Here is a 14,229-nt window from a genome sequence, read left to right as displayed (position 1 = left end):
CGTCCCCGTCAATATCGTTGACCGTCTCTATCGTAGATCGGGGTTTATTAAAGAAGATTCCGCCGGATCCGAAGTACAAGTCAACGAACACTTCATGCGGCGGCATATGGCTGATGATCCATTCCGCCATGCTCCACTTGCTTCCGGGGTAGTGTAAAATACGTGGTACTCCCATACCCTCTTATCTCCCTTCCAAATTAGACCAATCATTCCAAATGGTTATTATCGGATATTTTACGAATAATCCAGCCCTCATCATCGAACGAATGGAAAAACTCATCGACGCTTTGCTGGCTTAATTTCCCGTTAGCTCCAGCTGATGTCTCCCAAACCGTTACTCTTTTCCCGTCTGTGTGAACCCCATAATTTTTGAACACCATCGATTTAGAAGCAAGATATTTAAATACCTGATCCTGTGACATTACGAACATTTCATCATCGTCTTTTACATAGATACCGTACATCTTCTCCGTCCTTTCGCGTCTTAGTGGGATGCGTGATCTATACGGCCCCCGCGTTGCTGGGATTATTCGTTCGTTTCGGGGGCCTTCGGCCGCTTGAAGTACTCTTTATTTTCGAAGAGGTAGTAAGCAAACCACTCTCTCCCTAAATCGCTGTTCAAAAAGTCCTCTGAACGCTTGAAGCTGTCCCAACGCTTAATAATTCCCCAACGTTTGAACCAAGAGATAGGCATCCTTTCCCGTAAACCAAAACGTGATTCTCCACCGATCGTCACATCAAAACTCAGCTCATGAAATCCCATAGACGAGATCGAACCGCCAGCAACAACGCTGACACGATCAACCATGAACGGAATGTCTCCAAACGATTCACGCATCGACTTTACTGCAGCATCGGCATTTTCTTCCCACCGCCACCTATTGCTTTCCATCGTTCTTCATCCTTTCTCCGGCCCGACCGAATCCGCCCAGGCCGTATACTGGTTTATTGGTTTAGTGTCTTACGGTGAGTAAAAATGACTTAGCCGTTTCAACTCCCAGGAGATAATAAGCTTGTAACCCTGGGTCATCCCTATCCTCTTTGTAAGGAAGTAGTCCGTTAAAGCCTCGTCGGAAGTTGGTTGCCTCATCCATTGATAACCCACCGCAAGCGCTGAATATGGCTGCTTGGTTCCTCATCCCACAAAATGCAATCTCCAAGATGTCCATGCCACTTGCATAAGCCACAGCAGCCAAGGGGCATGCTCCGTAAACCTCCCCAGTTACTCGATGTGCGGTGTACTGCCCTGTGACGGGCTTGATACCTTGCTCGCGTTCAATTTTCCTGTAAGCTTGCTTAATCTGATTGAGATTAAGTTTCACACTGGCACCGCCTTAATCCATGCAGACGTAACCTTTAATGACCCGGTCAATGTCCGCTTGTGTTGCTGGCTGAACAAGAAATGCCTTCTCGCCGATATGAATAATCTCTTCCTCATGGTCCTTCATTTGTAATAGATGTTGTTCCAGTTTCTCCATGCTGCCTCCTAAATTCATCAATCGCTTTTTGTTCGTTAATCCTGCTGCTGATCTTCCAGCCCCTTAGTTTCCGGTTTACCAATGTGTTCATAGTGATATTTTGTCCCTTGGCTATTTCCTCTCTGGACTTGCCACTGATACGTTCAAGAAGATACTCATCCTTAGACAGGCGAAACTTACGATTAGAGTCAGGCGGACCCAACAATGTGTAATTGATGTACTTCTCTGTCATGTCCCTACCTCCTAATCCTCAAAATGCCCGTACCCATGAGATTGTTGGCCCCGCAGACCTCTTGACAGATCAGCAGCAAGCCCTGCGACTATTGATAAATCGCGGTCATTTAGCCCTTCGATAAAGCGTGATTCTTTCGCTTTCAAGCCTCGCCCGGATGCTGCCTCCAGTAGAGTAACAACCGGCTCAACTCTTTCTTTTCGCGCTTGCAGTTCCGCCACAAGTTGTTCATCATTTAATTTTTTACTATGGAATTGTTTCCAATCTTCATCGTCGTACCAAAACCTGTCACCATACTTATCCCGGTATATCGCTATCCAGTATTGCAGTTCATCTTCATTCGTTTGGATGCGATCGTGACAAAAGCCGCAGCACCTCAAGCCGTTGTTTTTTACGCCTCTTCCGGGAGTTGACCGACGCCCTCTGGGCATCACATGGTGAGTTTGGGTATCAGGAGCAGATTTGCATACTTGGCATACACCGTCAGCTTCTTCCTTAAGTTCCTTGATCACCTTGGGTGGAAAGTCCCCTCGGTCCGTCCCTGATGGCCTATCCTTGTGATGATCGAATATTCCTTGTCTCCAGGGAACCGGTTCCTTCTTTGGCTTTCCTCGCGCCTGAAGCCCGCGTCGTTCCTTCTGCTTTTTTTCTGGTTTAGGAAACAGCATAGCTGGCCCTCCTAAAGCTTTTTGCCTCCGTGACGATGTGGCCGGGTAGCATTGTAGGCCATTTTTTCGCTTATTGCTTTCTCAAGATCGATGCCGTAGTATCCGCACATATCGGCAACACGAATTACAATGTCAGCCAGTTCGGAAGGTATGCCGCATGGCTTCCATTTTTCGGATTCCAGCAAATTGGACTTGATAATCTGCCCGTCAGTATCTTTAATCTCGTACCAAACGGTCTGAGGGTTATTCCCGTTCCGATGATCCTCCAAAGCTTCGGATACCTCCGAATGTATCAGTGCGATCTTGTCACCAAAGGACCTTGGCTCCTCGTACCAACCTTTGTCAATCGCGTTTGCGTGAGCTGCTTTCACCAATTCATTGATATTCATATTTGACGCCTCCTATAGACTCCATATTTTATTTACAACTGGTAACCAATCTACTGGGACCAAACCTGGCTCGACAATCTCAGCATGCACGTCCAGTGCCTCAACGGATATGCTCTTGCAACCTCTCCGGCCGCCGTTACGATTGTCCCAGAAGCTTTTAAACGTGGGATACGGGAGCATGTAAACCGTCTGAGACATCACTATCTCAATGAGCACAAAGGCTATGCCTCCAAGCTGATGGCATTTGGCTAGATACTCCACTTGATGGTCGTGAATATTGTCAAGGTCGAACCTGTTTGCCTTTTTAACCTGCTTGGCCTCAAAGACCACCGATCTGCCTCCGACAAGCGTCCCATCAAAGTCAACGGTAGACGGTTTCTCGAAGTACCCTGTAACACGTCCTCTCGCTTTACCAGTGACATGTACAGGCGTCGGGCGCTTGTTAACGACTGCTAAGCCGTCCGCATCGTATCGTTCGTTAGATCGCTCAATAAGCGCCTCAAAATCCATGCCCCTATTTGCGTGACTTATGACCCTTCACCTTCCCTCCAAATGCCCCTCCGGGTCTATTTCTGATAGCGCCGCATCTTCGTCGGTCCATAGCTAGAATGGCTACCTCGTCGGGGTCTCGTTTGAATGCGGCAGCAATCTCGACTAAACTCATCCCATCTTTCCAAGCGGCATCGAATTTTCGTATCTCTCTTTCGCTCCACAAGAAGTTCCATTCCTCGCAAGCGATGTATATACCCATGTTATCCCACCTTTTGCGGCCACCCGATTGTCAGGCTCTGACCAGGATGATAATCGGGGTGATCTTCCGGCAACGCTGGCGTCGAGCATATCGGGCAAGGCTGAAACCTAAGAACCGCATTTGTCCCGGTAATAACAACTTTTGAACCTTCGCACACTTGGCACATAATCAAAACCTCTTATTTTTGATCCGGTAGTCCTCGCCCTCAAACCGGAAAGGCTTGGTATTCATCATCATCCGGCTAAAGTTTCGTTGCCCGACTTTCGTCGCTAGTTCATCAGCTCGCAGGTTTGTAGTGTAGACCGTGCTGCGACCACTGCGGCCGTCGATTATTTCAAAAAGCTTTTCTGTGGCCCAGGTTTCCCCTTGTTCTTCCCTCCGTGCCTTCTCGGCACCAATATCATCGAGAGCGAGTAAGTCAACCTTGGAGAGCACATCCAGCAGTTCGGCCTCCGTAAAGTCACTATCCTTGTTGTAAGTGCTCTTGATGATCGTGAGCAGCTTCGGGACCGACATAAAGACCGCCGTAAATCCTTTGACTCTTAAAGCTTTGCAGATGGAGTACGTAAGGTGCGACTTGCCCAAGCCGTACAATCCGGCGAAAAGCAGGTTCATGGGTGCGGTCAGTTGGAATCCGTCCACGTAACTCCTAGCGAGTTTCAAGGACTCCTGTAAAATCGGACTACTGGTTTCGAAGCTTTCGAACGAAGCTGCCTCTAGATCAGGGTTAACCGTACTGTATCGGTCCACGATCCGTTTGATACGCCGTTCCTGCATGTCTCTCTTAGCCTCCCTAGCCTGCTCATTCTCCCAGCAGATGCATCCTTGGCCGATCTTGTTGTCTGGCAACGGAATACCACGCGTATACTGCACCATTTTCCCTTTGTCCGGACCTCCAAGGATCGGAGCCTCGTAAACTACAACCTCATTTCCGCACCCTTCACACTGCCTGCGACCAATCTCAGAAACCAAAGTTAATTCCGGCATTAAGGTTTTCAGAACCTTTCCCAGCGACTCCACGGTTTCCACCTCGCTTCTTCTGGTCTTCCCTATGCCAATTCAGGATTGTGAGATAAGCACTTCTGCTGTTTTGCACCCTTTTGGTCTGACCGCTGATCCAACTCCCGAAACGTAAGAAGTAATCTTCCAATTCGTCACCCAACGCTTCTGTGAGTTTGCGGTACTCATCTGAGGTCAATTTGACGTTTGGAGCATATTCCTGTTTCGGTGAGGCACCTTCAGGTGCATAATCTTTTATATCTTTTTCTTTATCTATATCTTTATCTAAATCTATATCTAGAGACCGGACATTTGCGGGACTGTCCGGGACATTTTGCGGGACTGTCCCGGACAAGTCTAATTCCTGTAATATTGGAAGCTTTTTACTGGCCCTTTGTTTGGCTTTTCTGAGCCGTTCGTACTCCTTAACCCGTTCCATGGACTCGACATTTTGATGTTTCTCCCAGTTTGTGACGTACATAGCATCACCGTCTAAGGAGATCATTCCTAACCGTCTGAATGTTTCGAGGGCAAGCTTCACAGTATTTAGAGACTTTTTAAACTTGTTTGCAAGCATGTCTTCTGTGTAGGGTATGGATTCGGTCAGCATGATGTATCCGCCAGCATTACTCCTGCCAGCCAATGCAAGCAGCCGAATCCAAATGATTATGATTGCATCAGATTCTGGAAGCGTTACAATAAAATCGATTTTGTCGTTTTCAAACATGTCTGTGTTAATTTTTATCCACTTGATGTCAGACACGTTATCACCCTTTCTTACCTTTGATGATACGGCCTTGCCTCGCACTGCTGGAGGCGATTGTAGGCCTTCTTTCGGCGTCGGAGTAGTTCTGCCGCTGCCGAAAGTTTAAGGCTTGTAGGGCAATCCTCAGAAGGCGAGACGATAACCCTTAACTGCAAGTTGGTAGCTTGTTTAAAGTCCATACCCAGCCTCCTTAAAACGGAAGGTCATCTTGGGAGATATCAACCGGTCGGCCGTCAACCTGGAACGGATCTTGATTGGTCTCAGACCCTCCACGGTTACCACTGTTCGCCGACTCCAGGAAACGCACATTATCCGCAATGACTTCTGTCACGTATACGCGCTTGCCCTCATTGTTGTCATAGTTGCGGATCTGGATTCGTCCCTCTACTGCTGTCAGTCGACCCTTACGGAGATAATTCGCGCACGTCTCAGCAAGCTGCCGCCAAGTAACAACCGGTATAAAGTCTGCCTCACGCTGCCCTTGATTCGTAAATGGCCGATCCACTGCAAGAGTAAATTGGGTTACAGCTACTCCTGCAGGGGTATATCGAAGCTCAGGATCCTTTGTCAGTCTTCCAATCAAAATCACACGATTCAACATCTTGAATCCTCCTAGTACAGCGCAAATTCAGAACTGTGTTTAATCCTGGTGATTTTCTTTGTTAACCGGCAGTATTCGCATTTCTCGCAACGAACCGACTCAGCCAACCCTGCCTTAACTTCCTTGACCCGTTCGATGTGATTCCTAATAATATTCAACGCCCGTTCAATATCGTCGAAGTCAAAGTACATAACCTCATGATCTGGCGGGTCTTGCTTTGTAACCACTACCATGTGAGGAATCAACCACTGTTCTCTTCCCGATTTCAATCGCTCGACTTCGGCATAGACTGCCATTTGTACAATGTATCCGTAATGCTCCAGGAAGTTTTCGTATACCTGGGCTTCCTTGTTCCACCATTTTCCATCTATCTCTTTCAGCGCCTTTAGGTCCGCGAACAGGCCAACTTCTGGTTGATAGCTATCTAGCATGACCTTCCACGGAATCCCGAACAACTCGCCTGTCATGATGACTTCCTTTTCACCGGCAAGAGCTTTCATGACTAACGGATCTGATTCAAGTACCTCGATCATCGTATTACAATGTTTAAAATTCGACTTGAGTTGTCCTGCCGTTTTCCCTTGGCTGCTATACAGGTCTGGATTTTCTGCCTTGAATTCAGGAAGAGTACCTTCGTTCCACGCATGGACATACTTACCTTCCAAAAAAGCTGTCTTCTCTGGCTCCTCATACTCTCCACGAAGTTTAGCCATTGCTCGGGCCTCGCATCCCCCGAACGGGGGTGCGAAGTCCTTAAACTGGCTCACAGACATGTAGTGGCGGTTAGCTTCCAAGGAAAAGTAATTATCCTTATTCAGCTTCATGTTGTTCCTCCTTGCTCTCTGGCGGATTAAGCGGACTATGTTGTACCGGTCTAGGCGACTGACTAAAGTCCACAGCGCTGCCAGCTTCGAAAGCTAAGGACTGATCCGTGTCGAAATCAAGTTCGATGCTTTTGCAGAGGCGCCGGAGAGCCGTTCTTTTGTACATTTCGCCTTGGCTTTTTTCCCATGTATCAATGTTTTTTCCATAATTTTTTCGGATCAATTCGATCTCTTCGGCCGTCAGCGCTTCATACACCATGCCCCCGTCAGAAAAGAGCGCGACAGCAAACGTACCTTTAATTGGGCTATTGTTAAAAGCCAAGGGCTGGAAGTATACGGAGGGTTTCCCCTCCATAATTTCCTCTCTGAAATCGTCACCTTCCCGGACGTTCTTGGCGTAGATATCCAAGACAGGGCGCACACTGTACTTCTTTGCAAGCTTTTTCTCGCCCTTATAGTCGGTTTGAAATTGAACTCCTTTACCATCGGCGATGACGTGGCACTCTCGTCCAAGGAAGTCCAGACCAAGCACAGCTCCTTTGAAAAGAGTAGCTGCAATTAAGTCTGATGAGTGCCGCTCGATGTTCTTCACCTCTGGCAGATAGGACTTGCAGTTTTCAATGAAGCGCACCTTATTAAACCCTTGCCCCAAAGCATCATGTTTAGCTTCAAGCAGTGCGTCGAGCGCAGAGCAGATTTCAATGTGTTGTGTTGTCACCTTTATCCCTCCACGATCTCGATATTCAAGTCTTGGCCTTCAACCGTCTCCAGAACGAAGTATTGGTAGTCATCAGTTTTAGCAGACTCAATAATCTCTCTTTGTCTGCTGCCAAGGTTCTGCCAGCCGTCCACGCAAATGACTTTCAATTCACCTGCTTGGGCTTTAGCCAGTTTAAAGGCAAATTCCAAGGACTCGCCTTCGCTACGGCCATCAAGGAGCGTTCCATCAATTCTGATTTGCCCTTTGTCATCGACTTCCATTCCATCTACCGGCAGTGAGACAGTCTTGAGCAGTTCCTTTGGAAGTTCTCTAGCCTGCTTGATCTTCGCCGTAAGATCGGCACTCCGTTCTTCTTTCGGGGCCAATTTTTCGCGAATGATATCGTTCATTCGTTCCCATTCGCGAAGATATTCTTTCATTCGAGCTGCGGTATCTGCCTTTTCTTTCAATGGATCAGGATCTACCCATTCAATAGAATCAATGATATTTTGAGCATTTCCAGACTTGTCGTTCTCAGCAGCGATCAAACTAGACTCGTGGTCAGATACCTTTTCCAGGTCCTTGCGTTCATGTTCTCCAATGCCAGCGAGGGTGGTTCGCTTCTCAGCAATCTGTTCGCGGTACTCTGCAATAAATGTCCGAGCTTGTTCGGATTCACGCTGAATGTCTTCACGGGATGTCTGCTTTTTAGCTTGATACTGCACTTTAAGCCGCTCGATAGCCTGCTCAAGTTCATTGTCCAAGCGGATACTCTCAGCCTGAATGCGGCGGTCAGCGTCATTGATTGTGACTTGCTCAATCTCAATTTTTTCATCCAATCGACGGATCGAATCTGAAATGGAATCACGTTGACGCTGATAATCCAATCGTTTAGATTCAGCCGCATTTTTAGCCCTAATGCGGATATCCTCAATACGGATAGTCAGACCTTCTACCAACTTCTGCGCTTCGGACAAACGTTTGTTGTTTTCTTCCGCATCAGACAAGGCTTTGTAAAGCTCTTGCAGATTTACCGAGCGCCACTCTTCACCACTATAGTTAGGCGGCAGGTCACGTTTGATTCCTTCGATATTCGCTTTCAGGAGGTTAATTTCACGATTGATGGTTTCACGCTCTGCATAGTATCCACCTTCGATCTGTTTGAGGATCTGGAGGATATGCAACTGATAGTCTGCCTCTGGAACTTCACCAAACCAGGATTTGATATCCTCCACCGTCCAAGGGATTTGCAGCATATTAAGAATGATTTCAGTCTGTTCCTTAGCAGGCTTTTGGACAAACTCAATTGGCCGGAAGATATCGCCATTGATCAACTTACGCAGGAAGGCCTCCGTGCTGCTGACGGTCTTTGTATCATGTTTAACTTTGAGATAGTCCGCCTTCTCGGATCGAACCTTTCTAGTTGTCTGAAGTCCGTCATCCAATTCTACGAACAATTCGGCCTCATCTTGGTCATGCCGAATAACTTCAGTGCGCCGGTTACGATTGGTGAATAGCTTTTCCAAAGCCTCTACCAAACTCGTCTTCCCGGTCCCCGAATCGCCCGATACCCGGTTGATTTTGCCTGGGCTGTACAGCAATTCCTTGATTCCCAGCCAGTTTTTTATCTCGATCCGCTTAATATGCATTGATTTTTCCTCCTGATCGTGTTAAATTCTCATTACAATTGTTTTGTTTAGCGACCCTCTGCGAAAGGGTCGTTTTTATTTGTTTGCTTCTGTAAGGCAATGTTTGCAAACAAGCTTATTTTTGAATTGTACTAGCTTCCCCTCAACTGATCCGCAAAGGATGCAGCCAGGGTCGTATTTCTTGAGAATGATAGAATTTTCGTCAACATAAATTTCCAAAGCGTCCTTCTCGCCGATACCCAGCGTTCTGCGAAGCTCCATAGGAATAACAACCCGACCCAAGTCATCTACCCTTCTTACAATCCCTGTTGCCTTTTTCATACAAACATCTCCTTATCAAAGTTTGTTTCCTGTGATGCAATCAGTTCGAAGTCCAGAACGATCCTTTCGGCGTTTACCTGGTGTGCTTCTATACGCTCCCGATCGATCTCGGCGATCTGCTGCTTAATCCACCAATCCCATGTACCGTCAGGATCTTGGACATGCTTCAGCAGCCGATAATCATTTACCAATTGTTCACGGTGACGTTTAGCTTTTTCGAAATCGTATCTCATTTTTGTTTTCACCTCCCTTCAGTGGACTTGTATTTATTGATGAAGTATCCGATCCCCTTGCCAGTGACTTTTGGCGTTCTCGTTATCTTTATCCCATCACCGGCGCTTCCTCGTTGCCTGACCTGTACTTCCATGATTTTTAAGTCCATGGACCGTTGGGTAGGCATGTTGTATTCCGATCCAGACTTTATTAGATAACCATTTTTCCTGAGCTCTTCGAAGAGTCTCTTTTCACCAATGTCAATTCCGTTTTGTTTCAAAATCTTTGCAAGGTCGGCGACCAGTATTGCATCCTTAGACACTTCCAGTGCTTCTGCGAACACCAGTTTTGGCCGATCATATTCAATCTTTTCCTCAAGCGCTCGGCGCGCTTCCCGTTCTTCTTTCAACTTGGTCGCTGCCTGTATGAGTAGGTCTGGATTATCCAGCAACTCGTTTGCAGCGTACATTCCGGTTTTTCTGATCGACGGGAGAACATCCCTCGTAACCCACTTTCGAAATGCCCTAGCCTCCGGCTTGCGGCTCTCAAGGATCACATCGTACAGTCCGTCTTCATTGATTACCGTGGTCTGTTGTTCTCTTCCAAGTGCATCATGGATGACCTCATTTGAAATGACCCCATCGTCTAACCTTGTTTTGACTTGGCTTGGATTGCCTAGAGCCAACACTTCGCAAACGTCCTTGAGTACAAACCATGGTTGATTGACTTTTTCGATGACACGAACTCCGAAGTTATTGAAATTGAATAATTGTAGATTGCTCATGTTCCTCTCCTTTCTTGAAGGTTTTTATCCTCTTCTGTCGAATTATGGTATTTGACTAATAGTGGAGAGGAGGTGAAGTGTATGGCTGCATCATCTACAGAAAAACTGCTTATTGCAAAAGAACTTACTTTGAAGGCAATGGAAAGTATTAGACACAATTTTGGAAGCGACATAAGTGCAACCGAGTATAATGAGCTTTATGCAAAAGAAATTGACAAGATTTTTAGATCAATTTATACAACAGTCAACGATGCTGAACTAGCTGTGCGTTCAGGAAGAAGTAGTCAATTGTAAAGTGATTTATAGAGTTCAGCCGTTGCCCTGATCACTTCAGGGAGCATTTTCAATTCTTCAACTCCAGCGCAGTCGTTAGTCACCCACTGAATCCATTCGCAAAGATCGACCACGGTTTCGCTAACTTTTGATTCTGTATTTTGTGCCGCTGTTACCGCAGCGGCCTTTTCATTTTGATTTTCCATTGTGAAGACCTCTTTTCATTTATATTTTTGGCTGGGCTGGCTTTTCGTGGCTTCCGATAATAACCGCGCTTGGCGATCTACGCTGGAAGTCTTCCCTCGCGTCTTCTTCCGTTCCTGCCACTATTTCCGCGTGACCCGAGCCACGCACAGGATCGTGAAACCGTATGATGTATGTCTGCACTGCCTAACCTCCATTAGATTCATAAACACTGGACTTCGATTTCTTCAATTTGGCGGCACAAGTCCATTTGCCAATCCAGATCCCCAATAAGGTGGGCCTGGAATGAAAGCTGCTTAAGCTCATCAAGCCGCTGAATCAAGGCGTAGTTTTCTTTCAAATGCTTGACTAACAGAGCTATTTCGACGTTTCCAAGGACTAAGCTGCCATCTTTGCGGAGATTAAGGTATGTTAGCTCTGCCAGCTTTCTATGGCAGTTGTGTATGGCTAGCATTATCCATCCTCCAGTCATTGTGTTGGTTGTTCTGTAAGCCATGTTTCTAAGAATTCTCTTGTCTTCTTGGCTGGGAAGTACCACTTGTTCCCTATTTTGTACTTAGGAAACCTAGGATCATAGAAGAAGTGATCTTGAATTGTTGACCATGCCAAGCATGTTCTTTTCCGCAACTCCTTCGAGTCCCAATATACAAATTCAAAATCTCCTTCTTTTAAAAATTCCTCGACCCTTTCCTTGCAAAGCTTTTTTATTTCTTTCTCATCAATTTGGATGCTTATCATTATTTTCACCCCATGTATCCAAAATCGGATAATTAATTTATCCAAATTGGGTAAAAAAATACTACTTTTCAATTGACATAGTGAATTAAATTATCTATAATTCATAATAGATAATTTAATTATCTCTTTATCCAATAGACGAGCTTTCAAAGTAATCAGCAAACAAATTCTCTACTGGCGTCTCGAAATACCTGGAGAACTGGAACATCAAATCCCTGCCAGGAGTGCAAGTTCCATTCTCAATCATCCGGACGTATATCGTGGAAATGCGATTTTCATAAGCCACTTTAGCTTGTGTACCTTTAGCCTTACGTAGTTTTTTAAACAATTCCCTTTTTTGGGGCATCACCTTACCTCCTTTCGATAATTGGATTATACCGGATAATTAATTTATCCGTCAAGGGGGTTTTGGATAATTTAATTTGAGAGGACGTTAATGATGGATTTTGCATCTAAATTGAACAAGCTAAGGACGGATAAAGGACTAAGCCAGTATGAAGTTGCAGATAAATTAGGCATAAAAAGACCTCGCTACAATGCATGGGAACAAGGTATATCTATGCCTCGACCAAATATGATTAATAAAATTGCTGATTTTTTTGAAGTCAATCCAAATTTTTTATTGAGTTTTGAAGACGCGCCCGAATGGGCAACTCCCAGAGATGTCAGGGACATAAAGAAAATTCTTGAGGAAGATTTGCCGGTAATGTTTGACGGAGAGCCAATTAGCGATGAAGAAAGACAGCGTATTTCCGATTTGTTGACCGGATACTTATGGGAGGCGAAAAAGAACAACAAGAAGTATGGAAGAAGATCAACTAAATCTAACGAAAGCGATACATAGGAGTGAGTTTTTTTGAATATCGAACTGAAACTCGCCCGACGATTTAAAACTAATAACCCTTTTGTAATCGCTCAAGGTTTGGGAATTGATATCAGGTATGCTGACTTAGGTCCGTCTACAAGGGGTATTTACTTACGGAAATTGAAACACCGATGTATTTTTATTAGCAATAACTTAGACGATCATTGGCAGCGGTTTGTTTGCGCTCACGAATTAGGTCATGATCGTCTACATCCCGGAATTAGTAGGTTTTGGTTAGATAAAAACACTCTTTATAACGCGGGTAAGTACGAGCGCCAAGCAAACGTTTTTGCGCTTAACTTACTTACCGTTGACCTAGTCCCCCATCAATTGGAGACTATCGAAGATTTCCTAGTTAGGAACTCCATTCCTAAAGAAATGGCTATTTATTACTAACGTTATCTTTGCGATGCCCAGCCGCAAGGCTGTTTATCATATAACAAATTAAGAACATACATTCGAAATGGAGGAAATAAAATGGCAAGTTTCAAAAAACATGATACTGGCTGGGAGTTTAGAGTGAAATACAAAGACCCTTTCACTAAGAAGTTCAAAGAGAAGTCTCAACGGGGTTTTGCTACAAAAAAGGAAGCACAACAAGCTGCTGCCGACTTTGAAAGAAAGATCTCAGAAGGCTATGAGCAGACTGATATCCCACTTGCTGACTTCTTAAATCATTGGATTGAGGAATATAAAAATGGAACAGTAAGGAAAAATACTTTAATTGGTCATAAATATAGTATCGATAAGCATATAAAGCCATATTTCAAAGCTATAATGTTGAGTGAGATAAAACCAATAATGTACCAAGTTTTTTTAAACAGTATGATAGATAAATTTAGTAAAGGCACAATCGAAAGTGTTCATTCAACAATGCACAATGCTATGGAAAAGGCAGTACTCTTAGGAAAATTGGAGAGGAACCCTTGCATCGGAGCAGAAATCAAGGGGAAAACTAAACGTGGTCAACTTAAATTTATTAATTCAGAGGATTTGCCGAGATTTTTACAGTGTTCTAGACAATACGGTTACATTTACTGGATATTCTTTAAAACACTTATTGAAACTGGAATGCGTAAAGGAGAAGCAGCTGCTCTAAAGTGGTCAGATATTGATTTCGAAAACAACAAGATAACAATAGACGAGACACTTGATTTCGCCGCTACAGACAAAAGTGAATTATTTGGAGACACTAAAACATTAAGATCAAAAAGAATAATTAAAATCAGTAACTCTCTCACTAAGGATCTTGAGTACCACCTGACTTGGCAAAAAGAAAACAAAAAGCACTATGGCGATTTATATCACGACGATCTGGATCTTGTCCTCTGCAGAGAAGATGGAAACTTTATGCCGAAATCATCTCTCTTCAATTCCTTCTCAAGAATATTAAAAAGAACCGGCTTACCTGCTCTACCAATTCATTCACTGAGGCACACACACGCTGTCTTGATGCTTGAGGCGGGAGCTGATATGAAGTTTATTCAAGAGCAGTTAGGACATGGTAGTATCAGCATAACGGCGGACGTATATTCGCACATCTCTCAGAAACTTGAGAACAGAAGTATCACTATGTTCGAAAAGTACACTTCTGAAATCTTTAATGAATCCATAAAAAGCGGGGGCATTACGGGGGCAATCGAAATGTAGAGCTTACAAAATCTATAATGCCCCCGTATACCAAAACCCTCAAATCCTTGATACTACTGCTATTTTACCTTTTAATACAGGGTCAAATACTGCTCACGCTCCCAGGCGTGAACTTGCGTACGAT

Annotated in this window: 25 protein-coding genes; 4 read left to right on the top strand and 21 right to left on the bottom strand. The window is 44.9% G+C overall.

Features of this window, described 5'->3' with window-relative positions:
* From WMW72_RS35290 to WMW72_RS35210, 17 genes are all read right to left on the bottom strand, one after another.
* Nucleotides 1-175, bottom strand: a 175-nt coding sequence (locus WMW72_RS35290) for a DNA adenine methylase (RefSeq protein WP_341420275.1), incomplete at its 3' end; no start/stop codon positions are given.
* Nucleotides 176-206: 31 nt separating this feature from the next.
* Nucleotides 207-464 (bottom strand): hypothetical protein, encoded by a 258-nt coding sequence (locus WMW72_RS35285; protein WP_341420273.1) that lies wholly within the window; start codon nt 462-464, stop codon nt 207-209.
* Nucleotides 465-526: 62 nt separating this feature from the next.
* Entirely contained in the window at nt 527-892 is a 366-nt protein-coding gene (locus tag WMW72_RS35280) for a hypothetical protein (RefSeq protein WP_341420272.1), read from the bottom strand.
* Nucleotides 893-953: 61 nt separating this feature from the next.
* Nucleotides 954-1,322: a hypothetical protein gene (locus WMW72_RS35275; protein WP_341420271.1), complete on the bottom strand. Its 369-nt coding sequence runs from the start codon at nt 1,320-1,322 to the stop codon at nt 954-956.
* Between the two features lie 112 nt (nt 1,323-1,434).
* Nucleotides 1,435-1,710 (bottom strand): hypothetical protein, encoded by a 276-nt coding sequence (locus tag WMW72_RS35270; RefSeq protein WP_341420270.1) that lies wholly within the window; start codon nt 1,708-1,710, stop codon nt 1,435-1,437.
* Nucleotides 1,711-1,721: 11 nt separating this feature from the next.
* Nucleotides 1,722-2,378, bottom strand: a complete 657-nt coding sequence (locus WMW72_RS35265; RefSeq protein WP_341420269.1) for an HNH endonuclease — start codon at nt 2,376-2,378, stop codon at nt 1,722-1,724.
* Between the two features lie 11 nt (nt 2,379-2,389).
* Nucleotides 2,390-2,767, bottom strand: a complete 378-nt coding sequence (locus WMW72_RS35260; RefSeq protein ID WP_341420268.1) for a nucleoside triphosphate pyrophosphohydrolase family protein — start codon at nt 2,765-2,767, stop codon at nt 2,390-2,392.
* 12 nt (nt 2,768-2,779) lie between these two features.
* Nucleotides 2,780-3,277, bottom strand: a complete 498-nt coding sequence (locus tag WMW72_RS35255) for a Holliday junction resolvase RecU (protein WP_341420267.1) — start codon at nt 3,275-3,277, stop codon at nt 2,780-2,782.
* A gap of 409 nt (nt 3,278-3,686) precedes the next feature.
* On the bottom strand, nt 3,687-4,547 hold the full coding sequence (locus WMW72_RS35250; protein WP_341420266.1) for an ATP-binding protein: 861 nt from the start codon (nt 4,545-4,547) through the stop codon (nt 3,687-3,689).
* On the bottom strand, nt 4,480-5,280 hold the full coding sequence (locus WMW72_RS35245) for a phage replisome organizer N-terminal domain-containing protein (RefSeq protein WP_341420264.1): 801 nt from the start codon (nt 5,278-5,280) through the stop codon (nt 4,480-4,482). The genes WMW72_RS35250 and WMW72_RS35245 overlap by 68 nt, the downstream gene beginning before the upstream one ends.
* Nucleotides 5,281-5,473: 193 nt before the next feature.
* A complete protein-coding gene (gene ssb / locus WMW72_RS35240; RefSeq protein ID WP_341420262.1) occupies nt 5,474-5,884 on the bottom strand; it encodes a single-stranded DNA-binding protein in 411 nt (136 codons plus the stop codon).
* A gap of 11 nt (nt 5,885-5,895) precedes the next feature.
* On the bottom strand, nt 5,896-6,708 hold the full coding sequence (locus tag WMW72_RS35235) for a PD-(D/E)XK nuclease-like domain-containing protein (protein WP_341420261.1): 813 nt from the start codon (nt 6,706-6,708) through the stop codon (nt 5,896-5,898).
* The gene (locus tag WMW72_RS35230) at nt 6,695-7,426 is read right to left on the bottom strand and encodes a recombinase RecT (protein ID WP_341420260.1); all 732 of its coding nucleotides are present in this window, start codon (nt 7,424-7,426) and stop codon (nt 6,695-6,697) included. The genes WMW72_RS35235 and WMW72_RS35230 overlap by 14 nt, the downstream gene beginning before the upstream one ends.
* Nucleotides 7,427-7,428: 2 nt before the next feature.
* The gene (locus WMW72_RS35225) at nt 7,429-9,057 is read right to left on the bottom strand and encodes a hypothetical protein (protein ID WP_341420259.1); all 1,629 of its coding nucleotides are present in this window, start codon (nt 9,055-9,057) and stop codon (nt 7,429-7,431) included.
* A 75-nt stretch (nt 9,058-9,132) separates the two neighbouring features.
* Nucleotides 9,133-9,378, bottom strand: coding sequence for an AbrB/MazE/SpoVT family DNA-binding domain-containing protein (locus WMW72_RS35220; protein ID WP_341420258.1), 246 nt, complete (start codon nt 9,376-9,378; stop codon nt 9,133-9,135).
* Nucleotides 9,375-9,611 carry a hypothetical protein gene (locus WMW72_RS35215; RefSeq protein WP_341420257.1) on the bottom strand — a complete coding sequence of 79 codons (237 nt, stop codon included), beginning with the start codon at nt 9,609-9,611 and terminating at the stop codon, nt 9,375-9,377. The genes WMW72_RS35220 and WMW72_RS35215 overlap by 4 nt, the downstream gene beginning before the upstream one ends.
* Before the next feature lie 8 nt (nt 9,612-9,619).
* The gene (locus WMW72_RS35210; RefSeq protein WP_341420256.1) at nt 9,620-10,375 is read right to left on the bottom strand and encodes a phage antirepressor KilAC domain-containing protein; all 756 of its coding nucleotides are present in this window, start codon (nt 10,373-10,375) and stop codon (nt 9,620-9,622) included.
* Nucleotides 10,376-10,456: 81 nt separating this feature from the next.
* On the opposite strand from WMW72_RS35210, the gene WMW72_RS35205 reads away from it, so the two are divergent.
* Entirely contained in the window at nt 10,457-10,669 is a 213-nt protein-coding gene (locus WMW72_RS35205; RefSeq protein ID WP_341420255.1) for a hypothetical protein, read from the top strand.
* On the opposite strand, the gene WMW72_RS35200 is transcribed toward WMW72_RS35205, so the two are convergent.
* From WMW72_RS35200 to WMW72_RS35185, 4 genes are all read right to left on the bottom strand, one after another.
* Complete coding sequence (locus WMW72_RS35200; RefSeq protein ID WP_341420253.1) at nt 10,660-10,854, bottom strand: hypothetical protein; 195 nt, start codon at nt 10,852-10,854, stop codon at nt 10,660-10,662. The genes WMW72_RS35205 and WMW72_RS35200 overlap by 10 nt on opposite strands.
* Nucleotides 10,855-11,054: 200 nt before the next feature.
* Entirely contained in the window at nt 11,055-11,306 is a 252-nt protein-coding gene (locus WMW72_RS35195) for a DUF7667 family protein (protein WP_341420251.1), read from the bottom strand.
* A 14-nt stretch (nt 11,307-11,320) separates the two neighbouring features.
* Complete coding sequence (locus WMW72_RS35190) at nt 11,321-11,590, bottom strand: DUF771 domain-containing protein (protein WP_341420274.1); 270 nt, start codon at nt 11,588-11,590, stop codon at nt 11,321-11,323.
* 127 nt (nt 11,591-11,717) lie between these two features.
* Complete coding sequence (locus WMW72_RS35185; protein WP_341420250.1) at nt 11,718-11,936, bottom strand: helix-turn-helix transcriptional regulator; 219 nt, start codon at nt 11,934-11,936, stop codon at nt 11,718-11,720.
* 90 nt (nt 11,937-12,026) lie between these two features.
* Here WMW72_RS35185 and WMW72_RS35180 point away from each other — a divergent pair, with 90 nt between their 5' ends.
* The 3 genes from WMW72_RS35180 to WMW72_RS35170 all read left to right on the top strand — a co-directional run bounded on the left by WMW72_RS35180 (nt 12,027) and on the right by WMW72_RS35170 (nt 14,105).
* Nucleotides 12,027-12,434 carry a helix-turn-helix domain-containing protein gene (locus tag WMW72_RS35180; RefSeq protein WP_341420249.1) on the top strand — a complete coding sequence of 136 codons (408 nt, stop codon included), beginning with the start codon at nt 12,027-12,029 and terminating at the stop codon, nt 12,432-12,434.
* A gap of 12 nt (nt 12,435-12,446) precedes the next feature.
* Complete coding sequence (locus WMW72_RS35175) at nt 12,447-12,851, top strand: ImmA/IrrE family metallo-endopeptidase (protein WP_341420248.1); 405 nt, start codon at nt 12,447-12,449, stop codon at nt 12,849-12,851.
* Nucleotides 12,852-12,932: 81 nt separating this feature from the next.
* Nucleotides 12,933-14,105: a site-specific integrase gene (locus WMW72_RS35170; protein WP_341420247.1), complete on the top strand. Its 1,173-nt coding sequence runs from the start codon at nt 12,933-12,935 to the stop codon at nt 14,103-14,105.
* Nucleotides 14,106-14,229 lie beyond the last annotated feature (124 nt).

The organism is Paenibacillus filicis, assembly GCF_038070315.1.
Classification (GTDB): Bacteria; Bacillota; Bacilli; order Paenibacillales; family NBRC-103111; genus Paenibacillus_G; species Paenibacillus_G filicis.
The sequence above is the reverse complement of the archived record's forward strand: the minus strand, read 5'-3'. Positions and strand labels throughout refer to the sequence as shown.

Bases quoted from the DNA above. Each gene is read 5' to 3' on its own strand.
- WMW72_RS35285 (WP_341420273.1), bottom strand. From the start codon at position 464: ATGTACGGTATCTATGTAAAAGACGATGATGAAATGTTCGTAATGTCA.
- WMW72_RS35280 (WP_341420272.1), bottom strand. From the start codon at position 892: ATGGAAAGCAATAGGTGGCGGTGGGAAGAAAATGCCGATGCTGCAGTA.
- WMW72_RS35270 (WP_341420270.1), bottom strand. From the start codon at position 1,710: ATGACAGAGAAGTACATCAATTACACATTGTTGGGTCCGCCTGACTCT.
- WMW72_RS35265 (WP_341420269.1), bottom strand. From the start codon at position 2,378: ATGCTGTTTCCTAAACCAGAAAAAAAGCAGAAGGAACGACGCGGGCTT.
- WMW72_RS35260 (WP_341420268.1), bottom strand. From the start codon at position 2,767: ATGAATATCAATGAATTGGTGAAAGCAGCTCACGCAAACGCGATTGAC.
- WMW72_RS35255 (WP_341420267.1), bottom strand. From the start codon at position 3,277: ATGGATTTTGAGGCGCTTATTGAGCGATCTAACGAACGATACGATGCG.
- ssb (WP_341420262.1), bottom strand. From the start codon at position 5,884: ATGTTGAATCGTGTGATTTTGATTGGAAGACTGACAAAGGATCCTGAG.
- WMW72_RS35235 (WP_341420261.1), bottom strand. From the start codon at position 6,708: ATGAAGCTGAATAAGGATAATTACTTTTCCTTGGAAGCTAACCGCCAC.
- WMW72_RS35225 (WP_341420259.1), bottom strand. From the start codon at position 9,057: ATGCATATTAAGCGGATCGAGATAAAAAACTGGCTGGGAATCAAGGAA.
- WMW72_RS35220 (WP_341420258.1), bottom strand. From the start codon at position 9,378: ATGAAAAAGGCAACAGGGATTGTAAGAAGGGTAGATGACTTGGGTCGG.
- WMW72_RS35215 (WP_341420257.1), bottom strand. From the start codon at position 9,611: ATGAGATACGATTTCGAAAAAGCTAAACGTCACCGTGAACAATTGGTA.
- WMW72_RS35210 (WP_341420256.1), bottom strand. From the start codon at position 10,375: ATGAGCAATCTACAATTATTCAATTTCAATAACTTCGGAGTTCGTGTC.
- WMW72_RS35205 (WP_341420255.1), top strand. From the start codon at position 10,457: ATGGCTGCATCATCTACAGAAAAACTGCTTATTGCAAAAGAACTTACT.
- WMW72_RS35200 (WP_341420253.1), bottom strand. From the start codon at position 10,854: ATGGAAAATCAAAATGAAAAGGCCGCTGCGGTAACAGCGGCACAAAAT.
- WMW72_RS35195 (WP_341420251.1), bottom strand. From the start codon at position 11,306: ATGCTAGCCATACACAACTGCCATAGAAAGCTGGCAGAGCTAACATAC.
- WMW72_RS35190 (WP_341420274.1), bottom strand. From the start codon at position 11,590: ATGATAAGCATCCAAATTGATGAGAAAGAAATAAAAAAGCTTTGCAAG.
- WMW72_RS35185 (WP_341420250.1), bottom strand. From the start codon at position 11,936: ATGCCCCAAAAAAGGGAATTGTTTAAAAAACTACGTAAGGCTAAAGGT.
- WMW72_RS35180 (WP_341420249.1), top strand. From the start codon at position 12,027: ATGATGGATTTTGCATCTAAATTGAACAAGCTAAGGACGGATAAAGGA.
- WMW72_RS35170 (WP_341420247.1), top strand. From the start codon at position 12,933: ATGGCAAGTTTCAAAAAACATGATACTGGCTGGGAGTTTAGAGTGAAA.